Here is an 18,057-nt window from a genome sequence, read left to right on the forward strand (position 1 = left end):
CTAGGCGGTAGGCGAGTGTGATCTACCTACTTCTGTGCACGCCTGCTCGGATCACCGCGCAGTCGGTAGCACGGGAGGAAATCATGAGACGCCTCGTCACTGTTGCGGCCTTGTTGGCCACTACAAGTAGCATTGCGTACGCGCAAAATACCCTGCCTCAGCTTAACGATTCTTATTTTCGAGCCGCCCAATCGGCCCTACAGGAGCGGTTGCGTGTGACGCTGAACACCAATCGCGCCAAGAACGTGATTCTCTTCGTCGGCGACGGCATGGGCATCTCCACGGTCACAGCCGGCCGCATCTATGAGGGACAGAAGCGCAGCGTGGATGGTGAGTCCAACTCGCTGACCATGGAAAAGCTGCCCTTTGCGGCCCTGTCGAAGACCTACACCCATGACGCTCAGGTTGCCGACTCCGCTCCGACGGCCGTAGCGATGGTGACTGGCGTCAAGACGCGCAATGACGTCATCGGCGTCAACAGCGAGGTCGAGGTTGGCGATTGCGCAGGGTCCAAGGGCAAAGAGGTCTTAAGTCTGGCAGCCATGGCGGAGCGGGCAGGTCAGGCGACCGGCGTCGTTTCCACGGCGCGCATCACTCATGCCACGCCGGCTTCCATGTACGCGCACACACCTCACCGTGATTGGGAGGGCGATGCCAACATGACCTCGGAAGCCATCGCGGCAGGATGCAAGGACATCGCCCAGCAGCTTGCCTCTTGGTCATATGGAGACGGCTTCGACGTCATCTTCGGGGGTGGACGTGACCGGTTCCTGCCAGAAACGATGAACGATCCTGAGGACACAGATAAGAAGGGTTCGCGCAAGGACGGCCGCAATCTTGTTCAGGAGTGGCAGAACCGCTATTCCAACAGCGGCGTGTTCCTCTGGAACAAGGATCAGTTCGATAAGCTCGACACTAAAACCCCGCATGTGATGGGCCTGTTCGAGCGCTCGCACATGCGCTACGAAGCAGACCGCCTGAAGGACAATGGCGGCGAGCCATCCCTGGCCGAGATGACGGTGAAGAGCATCGACATCCTGAGCCAGAACCCGACCGGCTTCTTCCTCATGGTGGAGGGTGGGCGCATCGATCACGCGCACCATGACGGCAATGCATATCGCTCGCTTGAAGACATGGTGGCCTTCGACAACGCCATCAAGGCAGCTTTGGACAAGGTGAACCTCGCTGAGACTCTGGTGATCGTGACAGCAGATCACAGCCATACGCTCACCATCAGCGGCTATCCGAAACGCGGCAACCCCATCTTGGAAACCATCGTCGAGCCGGACGGAAAGCCAAAGCTCGGCAAGGACGGCAAACCGTTTACCACGCTTGGCTATGCCAACGGGCCCGGTGCCGTCAAAGAGAATGAATCGCGTCCGACACCAGCGAACACCACGGCGCCGGACTACAAGCAGCAGTCCCTTGTTCCGCTCGACAGCGAAACCCATGGCGGTGAAGATGTGGCAATCTTCGCCGGCGGCCCTTGGGCCCACCTCTTCGCGGGCGTGGTGGAACAGAACTACATCTACCATGTGATCGATCACGCAACGAAGTTGGGTGAACGATCAGGCTTGCGTGCAGCCGCTCAGTAAGAGTTCTCGGGGGTGGGCCCAAACCGGACCCACCTGCCTCGCGCATTGGTACGTCCTTGGGCGGACAGACAGGTCTCTGCGCAAGTGCAGGAATAGCCGTTCATGACACAGAGCGGACCTTGCAATCGTACTCGAAACCTATCGTTTTTGATCCGCCGCTCGGGGAATGGATATATGTCCGCTTGTGACCCAATTCGGACCTTACGGCCCTTTGGAGTTTGCCATTTACACCAAGGCGCCCGGTTGCTCCTTCAGATGGATCCGCATAACGATATCCTGATCATAATTTCCGAAACCGCGACCAAAGATATTAATTCCACCAGGGTGTCGGGCCGTCTCGTCGATCCCGATCCTCAAACGAATTCCGTGATGCTTATCGAGATCAAGTTTATCGAGTGTTACATCCGATATCTGGACGTCGTTCACCGATGTTCCACTCCGGGAGATCCGCCAAGTAACGAGCTTGCCGTATTGTGACCCCTCCAGCTTCCACCATTGTGGAGTGTAAACACCGCGCTTGTCGCCGAAGTCACTCGGGGAGATCCAAGTCCCGATTTTCACATTGTTGACCCAGAGGCTGATCTCGGATGGCCAGTCAAGGCTCGTGCCCGGAACCTCCGACGAAAGCTCCATAACGAATTCGAGCCTATCAATCTTAGCGCCTAGAACCTTGCCGTTGTTAGGGAATTTGTATTCGACGAACCCCCGCCTGAACCAGATCAACGATGCATTCATGCGGTGGGGATCGAGAAAGAAATCCGGCACGTCGAGAACGCCCAGGACATTCTCTGTCGAGCAGAGCCCGCAGGGGGCGCTCACATCGCAGCTCGTATAGAGACCGATAGGCATGGACACTTCGACATGGTCCCTGCTCTTGAGTGCATCCTGATCGTCGAATCGAATGATGATTTCATCGTAGCGAATTGAGCAGACCTTCTGCTGGCCCTTTGAGGCTTTGAGCGTCTCGGTCTCAATTAGTCCCGAGCGTTCTAATACCTGGATATGGGTTGCGATCGTGGACTGCGGCAAGTCCAGTGCATCGCTGATCTCATTCACGTTCAGCGGACCTCGCGCCCGCAGAAGCTTGAGGATCCGAATCCGCCCGGGGGAAGCGATTCCTCGGATTGCTTCAGAGCTTTCCTCTGCGACAAGCGTCAGAAATTTTCTTTTGAATGTCGACATGCAACCGCTCGACCAAGATCTCGGGCCACCTGGAGCCCGTTCAGCTGAAAAGGATATGTATCGGGAGTTTCGATATATATCAATGATCCCGTTGACCAATCCCGAAAACTAAGGGCTAACTAAGAAAAAACATAAAGTTGAACCCTGGAGGAGCGCCAATGCGAATTCTACGCTTGCTTACCGTTGCGACAGGCCTGGCTTTGGCCGCGACCACCGCGCTGGCCCAAACGACCGTCCCGGGAGTACCCCGGAACGAGACGCTCATTCTCGAAAACCCGGAAGGCACGATCAAGAACCCTGGATGGTTCAACATCTGGACCATCAATGCTGGCGGCCAGTACACCGGTCTGCATCAGCTTGCGCTTGATACGCTCTGGTACATTGATCCCGAGCGCGGCCTCGATGGGGTCTGGGAAAACTCGCTTGCGGCGGAAAAGCCGATTTACAACGCGGACTTCACCGAGATGACGGTAAAGCTGCGTCCTGGGATCTACTGGAGCGATGGCGTCGAGTTTACTGCCGATGATCTCATCTACACGGTCGAGACCCAGATCAAGAATCCGGGCATGCGCTGGAGCGCCTTGCTGGCGCTGAACGTCGAGAGCGTGTCATCGCCAGAGCCATGGACAGTTCGGTTCAAGCTCAAAAAGCCGAACTCACGTTTCCACTCGCTCTTTACGGTGCGGTTCAACGCTATCTGGATGATGCCGAAGCATGTCTTCGAGAAAGCTGCCGATCCACAGAAATTCGACTTCAACCCTCCAGTGTCTCTTGGCGCCTACAAAATCCACAGCTTCGACCCTGACGGGAAGTGGTACATCTGGCAGAAGCGCGACGACTGGCAACGCACCACACTTGGGCGGTACGGTGAGCCGGGTCCGAAATTTGCGGCCTATATTGACCCAGGCCCGCCGGATAAGCGCGTGATCGCGCAGCTCAACCACAACTTAGATGTGGTGCATGACATTGCCCCTGAAGGCATGTTCACCCTGTCCAAGCAGTCGCCGAGTCTTAAAACTTGGTTCAAGAACTTCCCATTCGCGCACCCCGATCCGACCTTGCCGTCAGTGATTTTCAACATGCAGAACCCAGCCTTCCAGAACCGCGATGTGCGGTGGGCGCTGGCTTTGCTGATCGATGTCAAGGCCGTTTCGATGGCGTCCTATCGCGGTGCTGCCACGCTTTCGCCGATCGGTATCCCACCGACCGGGACTCATCCCGACGACTACCACATCCCGCTCCAGGAGTGGCTGGCGTCCTATGAGATCGACACCGGCAAAAGCAAGGTAAAGCCTTACGATCCGAACATCGGAAGCCAGATTGCCGAAATGCTGCGTCCCACCATGAAGGAGCAGATTCCGACCGATCCGAAGGAGATCGGGAAGGCGTTCGGTTACGGCTGGTGGAAGCCAAGCCCGCAGGCTGCCGCGGAGCTGCTCGAGAAAGCTGGTTACACGAAACGCGGCAATGCCTGGTACACGCCGGACGGCAAGCCTTTCTCGATCAAGCTGATGGTCGAGGGTGACACCCGTCCGATCCTGACCCGAGCCGGTACCATGATCGTCCAGCAATGGCGCCAGTTCGGCATCGATGCCAAGACGGAAGTCGCCCAAGGCACGATGCTCGACCGTCGGAATGCCGGCGACTTCGAGACGCTCATTTCCTGGAGCGTTGAGACCTATGGCGGCCATCCGGACCTGTCCTACTTCCTCGACAGCTGGCACTCCCAGTTCGTCGCAGCCCCAGGCAAAACCCAATCGCCCCGCAACTGGCAGCGTTGGAGCCATCCGGAGCTGGACAAGATCATCGAGGAGGTGCGCCGGATTTCCTTCGACGATAAGCGAACTGTCGAACTTGGTCGTGAGTACGCCAAGCTCATTGTTCGCGAAATGCCGATCATCCCGCTGATGGCATACAATGTCTTCACGGCCATGGATGAGACATATTGGACAGGATACCCGACTGCCGACAATCCCTATGCCAATCCCGTCCCGAACTGGGGTAATTCCCGCTCAATGATGGTGAAACTGAAGCCCAAGCAGCAGTAGCGCGCAGACGTCTCCTTATTTTTCTCAGACAAGGAGCGGTCCATGAGGGCTTACCTGACCTACCTGTCCAAGCGGCTGGTGCAGTTCGCTGTCGTCGTCTTCGTCGGGATCAACATCACCTATCTGGTGACACATATGACCCCGATCAACCCGGTCGAACAGTCGATCTCAGCAGCGACAGCGTACGGGGCTACCAGTCCGGAAGCCATCGAGATGATGCGGCAGTCGCTGCGCCAGCTCTATGGTCTCGAGGGGTCGCCGTGGGAACAGTACGTCTCGTTCTGGAAACGGGTTCTGGTCGGTGACTTCGGACCCTCCTTGTCAGCCTTTCCAACACCGGTCTCGCAGCTCATCCTGCGGGCCCTTCCCTGGACCGTCGGCCTTCTGCTGGTTTCGACGCTCCTGACCTGGATTCTGGGCAATTTGCTTGGCGGTCTCGCGGGCTACTATCGTAACAGCCGCATCCTCAAAGCGTTCGGCGTTCTCAGCATGGGGCTTCACCCCATCCCGTACTACGTCGTCGCCTTCGTCCTCCTCATTGTCTTCGGTTTCCTCTGGCCGGTGTTGCCGATCAGCGGCGGCGCTACAATGGCGTCGGATCGCTCCAACACGCCTGCCTTTGCCCTCGATGTCGCTATCCACTCGATCCTGCCCGTGCTTTCGTTGATGGCAGTTGGCATCGGCGGGTGGTTCATGGGGATGCGCTCGCTTGTGTCCAACATCGTAACCGAAGACTATGTCGTCTACGCGGAGCTCGCGGGCGTCAAACGCAGCAAGATCCTGCAATCCTACGTGATGCGGAATGCCCTCGGCCCCCAGGTGACAGGCCTCGCCTTGCAGTTGGGGGCCATCTTCAACGGTGCAATCATCACCGAGCAGGTCTTCGGTTACCCAGGCGTTGGATCGCTCCTGATCAGCGCAGTCCATGCTGGCGACTACAGCCTAGTTCTTGGTATCACGACAGTCTCGATCGTGGCCGTCTCCGCCACTGTCCTGCTGATCGATCTTCTCTATCCGCTGATCGATCCGCGCGTGGAGGCACGCTGATGAGCACTCTCAAGATTTTTCGTGACCTCTTCCGCTACAATGGTGAGTTCGCCATAGGCCTTGTGCTGGTGCTTGTCGTGCTGGCGGTTGCCGTCTGCTCCTTCTTTTCACCGTATCCGCCGATGGACGTCTACGTCGTACCGCCCGATGTGCCACCCTCTTGGGAGTATCCGCTGGGCACCACGTCGCGCGGGCAGGACGTATTCTGGCAGCTCACCTTTGCGATCCGAAATACCCTCCTGTTCGGCATTGTGGTGGCGGTTCTCAGCCGTATCATATCGCTCGGGGTCGGACTGATCTCAGGCTACAAGGGCGGCTGGGTGGACCGTGTCCTGATGTCGATCAACGATACTTTCGTCGTTATCCCGCTCTTTCCCATCCTGGTGCTGTTCTACTTCATCATGCGGGACCAGATGTCCTGGGCGATGCTCGCGGTTATCACCGCGCTTCTGGGATGGGCCTATGATGCGCGGCTGATCCGGTCCATCGCCATGAGCCTGAGGACCCGCGAATTCACCCGCCAAGCCGTGTTCTCAGGTATGGGTACCGGCAAGATCGTTCTCCAGGAACACTTGCCGTTCGTTCTGCCGATCGTGTTCTCGACGACCATGAACAACATCAATTGGTCGATCGGCATTGAGGTAACGCTATCGGTCTTGGGTTTCACCGACATCAACACTCCCACCGTCGGCGGCATGATCTACTGGGCAAACCAGCACACTGCACTGGTTTCAGGCGTCTGGTGGTGGATCACGTTCCCGGTCGTGCTCGTCATCATGCTGTTTATCGGGCTGTTCCTGCTCGCCATTTCGATGAACGAATACATCGACCCGCGTAGCCGTCTCAGCCGTCTTGGAGGGCAGGCATGATCACCGAGCTCCGATCCATTCCTCCATCCGTCGAACTAAAGGCGCCGCAGACCGCGCCGCTGCTCGCAGTGGATCGGTTGAAGGCTTACTATAAGACGCAGCTCTTCGGTGTTGACCGCGAGGTGAGGGCAGTTGACGACGTAAGCCTCAAGATCAACCGCAACGAGATCTATGGGCTCGCCGGCGAGTCGAGCTCCGGAAAGAGCTCCCTCATCAAGACCATTGCGGGCGCCATCCGTCCTCCGTTCCGGGTTGTTGAAGGTTCCGTACGGTTCAATTTCAAGGATGGAGAGCGGGATATCTACAAGCTTTCGCCGCAGGAGCTGTCGGCGATCCGCTGGAGCCATCTGTCCTATATCATGCAGGGCTCCATGAGCGTGCTGAACCCGGTTCGGCGGATCAAGCACGCCTTCGCGGACTTTGCGTTGCCGCACGTGAGCGTGAAGGGGGGCGACTTTACCCGCCTCGTGGAGCGCCACCTGAAACGGGTTCATCTCGATCCTGCAGTCCTCCAGGCCTACCCGCACGAGCTGTCCGGTGGGATGCGGCAGAGGGTGACCATCGCTCTGGCAACCGTCTGCAGCCCGGAATTCATTATCGCCGACGAGCCGACGACGGCGCTGGATGTGATCGTCCAGAAGGGCGTGCTCTCCATGGTGCGAGAGATCCAGCAGGAGCTCGGGTCCTCGGTCTTGTTCGTGACCCACGATATGGCGGTTCACGCTAACCTCACCGACCGTCTCGGCATCATGTATGCCGGCCGGCTGGTGGAGGAGGGCAGGACAAGGGACGTGTTCAGGAAGCCGCTCCATCCTTACACCGCGCATCTGATTTCCAGCCTGCCGCGCATTGGGGACGAGGCGCCGAAGAAGGGCCTTGAAGGCTCACCGCCGAGTCTCGCTGATCCTCCGTCAGGGTGCCGGTTCCACCCCCGCTGCCCTCTCGCCATCGACATCTGTCACCGCGAGGCTCCGCAAATGGTGGAAATCCTGCCCGGGCACCGGGCAGCCTGCCACGTTGCTCAGGCCGATCCCACTCGGGTCGAGGCGGTCGCATAAGGAGGCAAGCGCATGAGTCCGAACCTTCTTGACGTGGAAAACGTCAACAAGATCTTTACGAGGGGCGGTCTTGTTTCGCGGAGGGTCAACCATGCCGTGAATGATGTCAGCTTTTCTCTCGCGGCGGATAAGCCTGAGGTGTTTACCATCATCGGTGAGTCCGGCAGTGGAAAAACCACTCTGGCGGGCATGATCTTGAACAGCGTCGCTCCGACAAGCGGGCGAATCATGTTTCGGGGAAGAGACCTGCGCGACGTCCGCAGCCGCCGTGACAGGCTCGCGTTCATGAGCCACGTGCAGGCGATCTTCCAGAATCCTTTCGATGCATTCAATCCCCTGAAGCGCGTCGATCGCTACCTTTTCAGTGCGGCTCGGCGCTTTACGGAATGCCGCACAACGGAGGCGGCGGCAGAGCGGGCTGACGAGTCCCTGCGCAAAGTCGGCCTGTCACTTGCCGAAATCCGAGGGCGCTATCCGCACGAAATGTCGGGAGGGCAGCTCCAGCGCGTGGCGATTGCGCGCGCGCTCGTGTCCAATCCGTCCCTGATCGTCGCCGACGAGCCAGTCTCGATGATCGACGCATCGTTGCGTATGACCGTGATCAACCTGTTCAAAAAGCTGCGGGACGAAATCGGAGTCTCGATCATCTACATCACGCACGATCTCGCGACCGCCTACTATATCAGCGACCGTCTGATCATCATGCAGAAGGGCAAGGTAGTTGAAGGTGGCGACGCCCGGACGGTGCTGGCGGCCCCGCAACATCCGTATTCCATCAAGCTCCGCCAGGCGGTGCTGTCCGTCGACAACGCTTGGCGCGACGACCCTTTCACGGACATCATCCCGGCAGTAGCGACCTGATCCACCCCTCATTCCCATCACCAGCTCAAAAAGAGTTTGCCTGCTTAATTGATCGGAGCCTTCCCATGAAAGAAGCCAAAGTCACCATTGACCGCGATTTCTCAATCGCGGAAACGGATCCTCGTCTGTTCGGCGCCTTCGTCGAGCACCTGGGACGCTGCGTTTACGGCGGCATCTACGAGCCGGGCCATTCAACGGCTGACGAGCGGGGATTCCGACGTGACGTACTTGAGCTCGTCCGGGAGCTGGCTCCCACCATTATCCGCTATCCAGGTGGAAACTTCGTCTCCGGATACAATTGGGAGGATGGCGTCGGCCCTGTGGAGAACCGCCCGCGGCGGCTTGATCTCGCTTGGATGTCGACCGAGCCGAACACATTTGGCACCAACGAGTTCATGGACTGGTGCCGAGTGGCCGGCGTAGAGCCCATGATGGCTGTCAATCTCGGCACACGGGGCCCCGATGATGCTCGCCGTCTCCTGGAGTACTGCAATTTTCCAAGTGGTACTGAACTGTCCGATCTGCGCCGATCTCATGGATGGGAAAAGCCGCACAACGTGCGGTTCTGGTGCCTGGGCAACGAGATGGACGGCCCATGGCAAATGGAGACCAAGACTGCGTGGGAATATGGACGGATAGCGGCCGAGGCCGCCAAGCTTATGAAATGGATCGATCCAACCATTGAACTCGCCGCCTGCGGCTCGTCCTCGCGCAACATGCCGACCTTCGGCAGCTGGGAGGACACTGTGCTTGATCACTCATTTGATCATGTCGAATACATCTCATTGCATACCTATCTGAATAACTATGCGGATGACACCCCGGCATTCCTCGCAAGTCCGGACCTGATGGACAGCTTCATCGAGGAGGTTGTCGCTATTGCGGACGCGGTCGCTGCGCGCAAGCGCTCGCCCAAGCGCATCATGCTGAGTTTCGACGAGTGGAACGTCTGGTATCGGACCCGCCGCAAGAACGAGGGTCGCGTCAAGCTCGGTTGGCCTGTCGCGCCAACGATCCTCGAGGAGATCTACAACATGCAGGACGCGCTTGCTTTTGGAGGCGCCTGCATCTCCCTGCTCAATCACGCCGATCGGATCAAGTCGGCCTGCCTTGCACAGCTGGTGAACGCGATTGCTCCGATTATGACCGAGACTGGCGGGCCTGCCTGGCGTCAGTCGATTTTCTATCCCTTCAAAGATATGAGCAATCTCGGCCGGGGCACGGTGCTGCAAACGAAGGTGAATTCGCCCACCTACGAGACGACGTACTACGATCCACGTGGTACATCGGAGCTACGGTTCCCGCTTCCGGCCGTGCCCTACCTCAAGCTCTCCGTGGTTCACAACCATGACGAGGATTGCGTCACCATCTTTGCGCTCAACCGCAGCCTCGATGAGAGCCTGTCGATCGAAGCGCTCGTGCGCGGCTTCGAGGGTCTGGCAGTGAAGGAGGCGCACCAACTGCGCAACGACGATCTCATGGCCATCAACACGAAGGATGCACCAGATACGATCAAGCCCTCGTCGCTGGAGGGTGTTGAGATTTGGGGCGAACAGGTACGGGCCAAGCTCGCTCCGGCCTCGTGGAACGTAATACGACTCGAAGTTCAGAAGCAGTAAGCGCCTGAACGAGGCTGTCGAAGAAAGGCCGCTTGAATGATCTGCCAGGGCGGTCGCCGCCCCTGGCGCTTTTCCGACTTTACACGCGTTATTCGCGCGAAGGGTGAGGCTTGTTGCTGACGCAGAACAGTCAAAACTCAGCAAAGGGTGTGAAGGAGATTGGCCATGGCAAAGCAACGGGTGCTGCTGACAGGTGCAACCGGTTACATCGCGGGCCAGTTGCTCCCGGCCTTTCGCGAACGGTATGACTTGCGGCTCATCGACACTCGGCGGGAGAATGGAACAGGTCAGCCGATTGATGGTGTCGAGGTGCTCGATCTGCTCACGGCGAGTTCTGCGGATCTGAGCGCTATCTTCACCGGAATGGATGTGGTGGTCCACTCGGCCTACCAGCCACCGGTCGGTTCCGATCCGCAAAGCCAGTACGACGGCGAACGCCGTAACATCGATATGATGCAGCGGGTCTACCAGATGGCTCTGGACCACGGTGTACGACGAGTGGTGGCGGCCAGCACCAATCAGGCAGCGAAGTGGTACGAGCAACCCTACTTTGCTGGCCTGCGTGATCGCGTCGGTCCGGAGGATTACCCGCGACCGGACAATTTCTATGGTTGGGCCAAGGCGGCTTACGAGTCGCTCGGGTTTTTGTATGCGTGTGGCAGCCTTGGACGGAAGCTGGAGGTAATTCAACTTCGGGTTGTCGTTCCTCGGGAGATCGACGCCAGCCAGTTTGCCGATCTGCCCCGTTATCGTTACGTGCGCGAACTCGCAGGCTACATCAGCGAGCGCGATTTGCAGCAGCTATTCTGCAAATCCATTGAGACATCTCAGATCGACGACGAGTACGGTGTGCCGTTTCATATCTTCTACGGGGTTTCCAACAACGCCCGCACTTTCTGGAGCATCGCCAATGCGCGTCGGGTGATCGACTATCAGCCGCAGGACGACTCTGAGATGCGTTTCGCTGCCGATATCGCTCGGTTGATGAGCCATTGAAACCGAGAGGACGGATTGCTTCGGTAGGTAATACCTCCCAGATATTGCCGGCCAGCAAGGGAAAGCGGAGCGACCATCACAGGACAGAGTCAGATCATCGCCTGGGCACACAGCCTAGTGCAGGGCTCAAGCAGAGATTTCTTGTAAAATTCCGTCTCCGGAACTCCCTTTGTGTGTCCGGAAGGTCTCCTTTCGGCACGAGGCTGAAGTAGATCGAATGTCCGCAGTCGCGCGGTGAGCGGACCTCTCCACCGCCGCGCCAAGGACCGTCCTTGACCCCAACCGGACCTTCGACGATCCCTAACCCATGCAGTATCCCATGATTAAAGAATCCTATTCCCCTGTTGGCTCCCTTTAGTAGACGCGATCCTAAAGAGGGGGCCATTCGGGCCATCAATGCGAGATAAGGGGCGCCTTTGGAGCAGTTGCCGCCCGGTGCCATGAGGATTGAGGGCGCCTGGGATCCCTCCGGAAGCATTCCTATTACGAGTCAAGTGGCGATGGAAGCATGCCGGAAACAGCCCTCTAAATACATTTGCTGCTTTTGGTGCGGCACCTACCTGGACACATCGATCCCTGTTCCTGCGGCTGGACAAAGTCCCGGCCAAGTCTCTAGCCTCGCCCGAAGCCGGCACCCTCAACGGCCTCCTGGAGCCATCCCGATTGACAAACAACAGACGTCCTGGCTGAGCGAGGCATCTCATTCGGAGATGGCCGTCGTTTCGAGATTGATGCATCCAGCTCTAGCGACATGCGCAATACTCCCATCCCTAGCCAAAAGCACCAGATCGGGATGGAACATGAAGCGATTTCTTTCGGGATCACTAGCCTTGGCGTCACTTGCCGTACCCCACGGCGCACTCGGGCAGACCCCTCAGAAGGCCGTCAACGCGAACACATCGCCACCTGATTGCACGCGGCACATGAACTACGATCGCAATGAGGAATTGCCGGGTTACCTGGCTAAACGCGGTGGAGCAAAGGTCTGCATCTCCTTCCTCGCAACGGATCAACTCATCAATAGCAGTGCCGAAGACAAGCCGTCCACGTCTGGGGTTCCTGCATCCCAGCCTGCGAATGAGGCTGGTTCCGCGCGCCCCCGGCACGAATCCACCGCCCGCTCGGTTTGTCACGAACCATCCGTTGACCGATCGCCTCCAACGTCTGCTACATCGGCAGGATCCAAGGTACCACGATCACGCAAACGATAAGGACGAGGATGGAGAAAGGCACGCCAAGCCTTATGAAGTCTCCGAACGAATAGTTCCCCGGACCAACCACCAGGGTGTTCACCGGCGACGAGACAGGCGTCATGAAAGCGGTTGAGGCAGCCAAGGCCACGATCATGGCAAAAGGATACGGCGAAGCGTTCAGATCCTTGGCCACAGCAAGGGCGACCGGCGCCATCAGGACCGCTGTCGCGGTGTTGGAGATGAACATGCCGAGCAGCGCGGTTATGAGGAAGAGGGCTCCGAGGATCACACGGGGCCCGGATTCGCTGATGAGCGTCATGAGGGCATCAGCGGCCAAGTCCACTCCCCCGGTCCTCTGCAACGCGATCGAGAACGGCAGCATGCCGACGATGAGCACAATGGTCTTCCAGTCGATCGAGCGATAGGCGCTGGGAAGATCGATGCACCCCAATAGCCCCATCAGCAGGCACCCGATCAACGCGGCATGTACGTTCGGAATGACCCCGCTGATCATCAGCCCGACGACGAGCGCCAAGCAAGCAACGGCTTGAAGGGCCTTTCCGGGGACTGGGAGAACCTCGTCGAGTTCCGCGGGGAGCCGTATAATTGCCAGGTCTTCATCGTCCGACCGAAGTTGCTCGATATCGCTCCAGGTCCCGACGAGCAGGAGCATGTCGCCAACCTCGAGCCTTTCGTTGACGAGACTTCGGTCGTGCACGATACGGCCTCGCCTGAGGCCGATTGCCGAAAGTCCGAAGCGACTCCGGAAATGCGCTTCGATCACCGAGCGTCCAACCAGATCCGACGATGGTGGCACGATGACTTCCGCCAATCCGATTTCCTGCGAACGATCGCTGAAATAGGTCCCCTCCAGCGGCAACTCCTCAAGGAGGAAGTCGTCCCGAATGGACTGGATGTCCCTGGTGTTCGGGAGCAAGTCGATCAGCAAGACATCGCCGATCTTGATTTCCATTTTTGCTGTCGGCCGGAGCAGTTCCTTCGAGAAGTTGCGGCTTCTCTCTATGGCGATAATGTTTGCCCCGGATGAGCCACGGAGGTTGAGTTCCTCCAAGGTCTTGCCGGAAAGCGGCGAGTGGTCGGTCACGAGAAGACGATATTCGCGGTTCGCGAGGCCATACTCGTCGACCCACGTTGCGAATGTCGGCCGGTTGGCGGTCTTCGCCCGATGTTTAGCCGGCAACCAGCGTCGCGCGAATGCCATGTAGATGATGCCGAGCACCAGGATGGGAATGCCGAAAGGCGTGAAGCTGAAGAACGAGAAGCCTGCGATGCCGTGACGCTCGAGTTCGCTGTTGACCACGAGGTTCGGTGCCGTTGCGACCAGTGTCGTCATCCCGCTGATCAGGGCCGCGAAGCTGATCGGCATCATCAATCGGCTGGGCGGGATACCAGTGCCTTGGGCGATCCGCAGCGCCACGGGGATGAAGATTGCAGTCACGGCAGTCGAACTCATGGTCGCTCCGAGTGCGCAGACGACCGTCATCAGAAGAGTTGTCAAGCGCAGTTCGTTAGCCCCGGCCTTCGTGGTCAGCCAGTCGCCGAGCCCCTGAGCCACGCCTGTTCGCACCAGTCCCTCTCCGATCACGAACAGGGCGGCAATCAGGACGATGTTGGGATCGCTGAAGCCTACGAGCGCTTCCTGCATCGTGAGTACGCCTGTCAAGGGCAGCGCCGTGAGCATGATCAGCGCCACGGCGTCCAGGCGAGGCTTGTTGATGGCGAACATCACGATCGCGGCGGCAAGCAGGCTAAGGATGACAGCAAGTTCGGACATTCCGGGATTTCTTCGCACGGCCGATCGTTACGCTGCGGAGCGCCAGATTGGGTCGTCTCAGGGCTGACGGCAACCAAATTCTGGCGGCGTATGCCTCAACGGGACGCTCGGCACGCTAATGGGACGCGAGGCTAAGCAACCCGCCCTCGTGGTCATTCTGGAACAGGCAATCCACTCCTGATTGCACAATCCTCTTCCCGACGAGGGATCGGAACATCACCATGAGGAGTGTTGTAACCCTTCCCGCCCTCCGTTCACGTACCCTTCCGATGGACGCTCTCCCAGAGCGACCCTCGTCCCGAGACTGTGTCGGCGCTCACGGTCAACGTCCGGCCCATAGCCCCGCGAATCCGGTGCTCGTGACATAGATGACCAGGAAATAGAACAGCACATACAGGGCATAGGTCTGACCGTTGCCGGAATAGACTCCTCGGGCCAAATCCGCGGCGGCAAGCGTGCTGTCCGCGATGCTCCGCCAGAAGACGATAGCGATAGGGGGCGATGCGAAGCCGATGATGGGACGATAGAAGGCGAAGAACCGACGAAGATCGACGACATCCCGCTGGCCGCCGGAATAGGCGAGCCAGGCGATCAGTCCGAGGACCGCCGCGACGGTGACGGCGCCAATCATGATCGGCATCGGATTCCAGTAGCCATAGATCGTCTCCAGCGACATCCCCTCCCAGACCAGCGTCGAGGCGAATTGCGGGTCGATTGCAGCGGAAACGGGATCCATCAGCAATTTCGGGTAGAGTGAAAGAACGAGGATACCCGCGATCAGCACGAGTTGCGGAACGAGGAGAGCCGTTGGCGCCTCCCTTACTTTCACCTGCTCACCCCTATACGGCCCAAGGAAGAGGCTGCCGACGAGACGGATCATGTAGAGGAAGCCAAGGAAGGTCGCCACGAGCCCGGCGACGGCGAGAAAGTGCCAGCCTTTCTCCGTCATGGCGCTCAACAGCAACCACTTGCCACCAAAACCCATCAGTGGCGGCAGACCCGACATCGAAATGACGGCGACGAGCACGATGGCGAATGTCATCGGCATGGTGCGGGCAAGCCCACCTGTTTCCGCGAAGCTGCGCGTACCCGTGCGCAAGGTGATTCCGGCGACCGCGAGGAAGAGAATTCCCTTCACCATCATGTGGTTCGCGACGAGATAGAGCGCGGTCACCCAACCGAGATGGCTCATCAGGGCTGTAGCGGTGATGATGTAGCCGAGCTGGCTCATGCTGGAGAACGCGAGGAGGCATTTGAAATCGGTCTGCTGGAGCGCCACCAACGCACCGGCAATAGTCGTCAGCATGCCGAGCCAGGCCATCGCATGCGCGAGCTCCAGTCCGACCTCGGACCGGATCGCGAGGTAGGTTCCCATGAGCAGGCCGAAGACCGCAACCTTGCTGACCACGCTGGAAAGCATTGCGGTGAAATCGTCGTCTGCCTCGGAATAGGCTCCCGGCAGCCAGACATGCACGCCGATCGCACCCGCCTTGACCAGGAAGCCGGCCGCGAGGAATGCGAAGGCTGCGCTGGCGTCCGGGCCGCTCGTCATCAGCGCATCCAGGCTGGTCGAGCCGCTGACCGCGGCGACACCGGCGAAACCCGCCAACACAAGGAAGGCAGACAGCAAAGAGAACAGCAGGAAGCCCAGAACATGCGGCCCCGCACCCCGGCCCTTCGCGATCAGGAAGCAGGTCGATAGAGTTATGATCTCCCAAGTGAAGAAGAACTCCAGGCTCGTCGACGATCGAAGCAGCGCCTGGATCGAAAGCAATAGGATCGCCAGCATCGGATAGTAGCCAGGACGTTCATCAACCCTGTAGAGGCCCGCCGCGGCAATGACGAGGCTGCCGGCGAGGAGCAGGATCGCGAAAAGCCAGGCAAGGCCCTGGGCGGCTTGCGCCAGGAGACTGCCGGCGACAAGGACGACAGCAAGCATCAGCAAGCCCTTTGCCCGGCCTGGCATGCGGTCGAGCGCATGGAGAACGAGGCCGGCAAGGAGCGGGACGAACATCCAGGGTGCGCCTGCTCCCGAGCCGCGCGCCGCGACATAGCCGGAGATGCACAGAAGGAGCGCGACGGCCACGATGGGAAACAACGCGGCGGCCGACGGCATCTCTGTCGGGCCGTTATCCTGCGTGCAGAGGGCGCGGGTAAACCAGCGGAACATATACGCTGCTTCCAGCAGCGAGCCGCATAGGATCAACGCGACCCAAGGCAGCTTGGCAGCGCTGGTCAGTTGCATGACAAGTGCCCATTTGGCCCAGAACCCGGGGAATGGTGGCAGTCCGGCGATGGCCACGAGGAAGAGGGTCAGCAGCCCCGCAAGGAGCGGGCGGCCGGCGAGGCCGACAGCTTGGTCGAGATCGCGCTGCCGGATCACGGCGGCTATCCAGAAGAGTCCGGCCTTGGCGAGAAGATGATTCAGGAACAGGCCACCAACCACCAGCGGAATCGATGCCACTGCGCCAACCTGATGCAGAAGCGCCAGTCCGAGGAGCAGCAGGCCCATTTGACCGATCGACGAATAGCCGAGAAGCCGCTGGATATTGGACTGCTTCAGACCGATCAGGTTGGAGAAAAGGAACGTGGCTCCGCCCGAGACGGCGAGGATGGGGAGCTGGTCCTCAAAGAGGGGGAGCAGTTTCACGAGCGAGAAGAATACGCCAGCGGAGACACCGACGGAGATCATCGCGGCGATGCCGCTCGGGGCGGTTTCATAGACGTCGAGTCCCCAGCCATTGGCGGGGAAAGGCTTCAGTTCGATGACCAGGCAGGACAGGACGAGAAGGAGCGCCGCCTCGCCGATGGGCCCCGTGACGTCGGACCGGGCGGCAACGAGCGCATCGATGCTGAGATTGCCGACGGCCAGGTAAAGCAAGCCGGTGCCGAGCAGGAAGAACGACGACGCGATGACCGTCGCCATGATGAACTTGAACGTCGCCCCCAACGAGGCCGATGTGCGCTCGAGCCCGAGAAGTCCATAGGTCGCGATGGAGACAATCTCCAGGAAGACGAAGAGATTGAAGAGGTCCCGGGTCATCACCATGCCGTTGATGCCCATGGTGAGGCCCAGGTAGAGCAGCAGCGCCGCGTAGTTGCCGCGCAGCCGATCCCAAAGATGCAGCGCTCCAAGGATGGCCACGACATTGACGCTTGCGGCGACAAATCCCTCGGCCAAGCCAAAGCGCAGACTGATCGAGACGGGCGGCAACGATCCTGCCGTGAGGACATCGATGGGCGGCTCGCCAGCGAGAATGCGCAGCAGCGAAACGCCGCTGATGACCCCGATTCCGACGAGTGCGACGAAAAAGCCGGCAGACAGCCAAGTGTTGCCAATCCGGACGAGCAGCGGAATGACGAATCCACCACCCAGACCAAGAAGGAAGATGTTGAGCGGATGGAACAGGCTCGCTACCATTTCGACTCCGTGAACGCACCGATGTCGAAGGTCTTCCTGGCCGAATGGAGACGGACCGCATAAGCGAGCATGATGGCCGTCACCGCGAAGCCGATGACGATGGCCGTCACCACCAACGCGGAAGGGATAGGGTCGATCGCACGTCCTGCCTCGGCCGGGCCGAGCGCACGGTCGATGATCGGTGCCGTGCCGCCGGTCACATAGCCGGTTGCAACGATGACGATATGGAGTCCGGTGCCGAACAGAGTGAACCCGATGATGATGCGAAGCAGATGGCGATGGATCAGGATGCCGCAGAGGCCGATCAGGACGAGCCCGAAGCCCGTGATCAGCAGGATGGAGGACACCGGTAGGATCGTTGCCATGGGCTGGA

Annotated in this window: 12 protein-coding genes; 8 read left to right on the forward strand and 4 right to left on the reverse strand. The window is 59.2% G+C overall.

The features are described from left to right. Positions 1-215: 215 nt before the first annotated feature. A complete protein-coding gene (locus tag ACD578_RS24110; protein ID WP_404289183.1) occupies positions 216-1,595 on the forward strand; it encodes an alkaline phosphatase in 1,380 nt (459 codons plus the stop codon). 225 nt (positions 1,596-1,820) lie between these two features. Here the strand turns inward: ACD578_RS24110 and ACD578_RS24115 are convergent, their stop codons facing one another. Further along, positions 1,821-2,777, reverse strand: coding sequence for a transcriptional regulator (locus ACD578_RS24115; protein ID WP_152710583.1), 957 nt, complete (start codon positions 2,775-2,777; stop codon positions 1,821-1,823). A gap of 158 nt (positions 2,778-2,935) precedes the next feature. Here ACD578_RS24115 and ACD578_RS24120 point away from each other — a divergent pair, with 158 nt between their 5' ends. The 7 genes from ACD578_RS24120 to ACD578_RS24150 all read left to right on the forward strand — a co-directional run bounded on the left by ACD578_RS24120 (position 2,936) and on the right by ACD578_RS24150 (position 11,275). Next, positions 2,936-4,825: an ABC transporter substrate-binding protein gene (locus tag ACD578_RS24120; RefSeq protein ID WP_404289185.1), complete on the forward strand. Its 1,890-nt coding sequence runs from the start codon at positions 2,936-2,938 to the stop codon at positions 4,823-4,825. 42 nt (positions 4,826-4,867) lie between these two features. Then, the gene (locus ACD578_RS24125; RefSeq protein WP_404289187.1) at positions 4,868-5,872 is read left to right on the forward strand and encodes an ABC transporter permease; all 1,005 of its coding nucleotides are present in this window, start codon (positions 4,868-4,870) and stop codon (positions 5,870-5,872) included. Continuing rightward, positions 5,872-6,741 carry an ABC transporter permease gene (locus tag ACD578_RS24130; protein ID WP_404289189.1) on the forward strand — a complete coding sequence of 290 codons (870 nt, stop codon included), beginning with the start codon at positions 5,872-5,874 and terminating at the stop codon, positions 6,739-6,741. Before ACD578_RS24125 ends, ACD578_RS24130 begins: the two co-directional genes overlap by 1 nt. After that, positions 6,738-7,799, forward strand: coding sequence for an ABC transporter ATP-binding protein (locus ACD578_RS24135; protein WP_404289191.1), 1,062 nt, complete (start codon positions 6,738-6,740; stop codon positions 7,797-7,799). The genes ACD578_RS24130 and ACD578_RS24135 overlap by 4 nt, the downstream gene beginning before the upstream one ends. 12 nt (positions 7,800-7,811) lie before the next feature. Beyond that, the gene (locus ACD578_RS24140; RefSeq protein WP_152710594.1) at positions 7,812-8,660 is read left to right on the forward strand and encodes an ABC transporter ATP-binding protein; all 849 of its coding nucleotides are present in this window, start codon (positions 7,812-7,814) and stop codon (positions 8,658-8,660) included. A 65-nt stretch (positions 8,661-8,725) separates the two neighbouring features. Next, positions 8,726-10,279, forward strand: a complete 1,554-nt coding sequence (locus ACD578_RS24145; RefSeq protein ID WP_404289194.1) for an alpha-N-arabinofuranosidase — start codon at positions 8,726-8,728, stop codon at positions 10,277-10,279. Between the two features lie 165 nt (positions 10,280-10,444). Then, on the forward strand, positions 10,445-11,275 hold the full coding sequence (locus ACD578_RS24150) for an NAD-dependent epimerase/dehydratase family protein (RefSeq protein WP_404289196.1): 831 nt from the start codon (positions 10,445-10,447) through the stop codon (positions 11,273-11,275). Positions 11,276-12,442: 1,167 nt separating this feature from the next. Here ACD578_RS24150 and ACD578_RS24155 read toward each other — a convergent pair. The 3 genes from ACD578_RS24155 to ACD578_RS24165 all read right to left on the reverse strand — a co-directional run bounded on the left by ACD578_RS24155 (position 12,443) and on the right by ACD578_RS24165 (position 18,049). Continuing rightward, entirely contained in the window at positions 12,443-14,263 is a 1,821-nt protein-coding gene (locus ACD578_RS24155) for an SLC13 family permease (RefSeq protein ID WP_404289198.1), read from the reverse strand. Positions 14,264-14,585: 322 nt separating this feature from the next. Continuing rightward, on the reverse strand, positions 14,586-17,684 hold the full coding sequence (locus ACD578_RS24160) for a proton-conducting transporter membrane subunit (RefSeq protein WP_404289200.1): 3,099 nt from the start codon (positions 17,682-17,684) through the stop codon (positions 14,586-14,588). Further along, positions 17,678-18,049, reverse strand: coding sequence for a sodium:proton antiporter (locus tag ACD578_RS24165; RefSeq protein ID WP_152710606.1), 372 nt, complete (start codon positions 18,047-18,049; stop codon positions 17,678-17,680). The genes ACD578_RS24160 and ACD578_RS24165 overlap by 7 nt, the downstream gene beginning before the upstream one ends. Positions 18,050-18,057 lie beyond the last annotated feature (8 nt).

The organism is Microvirga sp. RSM25 (assembly GCF_044784385.1).
Classification (GTDB): Bacteria; Pseudomonadota; Alphaproteobacteria; order Rhizobiales; family Beijerinckiaceae; genus Microvirga; species Microvirga tunisiensis.

Bases quoted from the DNA above. Each gene is read 5' to 3' on its own strand.
- ACD578_RS24165 (WP_152710606.1), bottom strand. From the start codon at position 18,049: ATGGCAACGATCCTACCGGTGTCCTCCATCCTGCTGATCACGGGCTTC.
- ACD578_RS24120 (WP_404289185.1), top strand. From the start codon at position 2,936: ATGCGAATTCTACGCTTGCTTACCGTTGCGACAGGCCTGGCTTTGGCC.
- ACD578_RS24115 (WP_152710583.1), bottom strand. From the start codon at position 2,777: ATGTCGACATTCAAAAGAAAATTTCTGACGCTTGTCGCAGAGGAAAGC.
- ACD578_RS24150 (WP_404289196.1), top strand. From the start codon at position 10,445: ATGGCAAAGCAACGGGTGCTGCTGACAGGTGCAACCGGTTACATCGCG.
- ACD578_RS24145 (WP_404289194.1), top strand. From the start codon at position 8,726: ATGAAAGAAGCCAAAGTCACCATTGACCGCGATTTCTCAATCGCGGAA.
- ACD578_RS24155 (WP_404289198.1), bottom strand. From the start codon at position 14,263: ATGTCCGAACTTGCTGTCATCCTTAGCCTGCTTGCCGCCGCGATCGTG.
- ACD578_RS24160 (WP_404289200.1), bottom strand. From the start codon at position 17,684: ATGGTAGCGAGCCTGTTCCATCCGCTCAACATCTTCCTTCTTGGTCTG.
- ACD578_RS24135 (WP_404289191.1), top strand. From the start codon at position 6,738: ATGATCACCGAGCTCCGATCCATTCCTCCATCCGTCGAACTAAAGGCG.
- ACD578_RS24140 (WP_152710594.1), top strand. From the start codon at position 7,812: ATGAGTCCGAACCTTCTTGACGTGGAAAACGTCAACAAGATCTTTACG.
- ACD578_RS24125 (WP_404289187.1), top strand. From the start codon at position 4,868: ATGAGGGCTTACCTGACCTACCTGTCCAAGCGGCTGGTGCAGTTCGCT.
- ACD578_RS24130 (WP_404289189.1), top strand. From the start codon at position 5,872: ATGAGCACTCTCAAGATTTTTCGTGACCTCTTCCGCTACAATGGTGAG.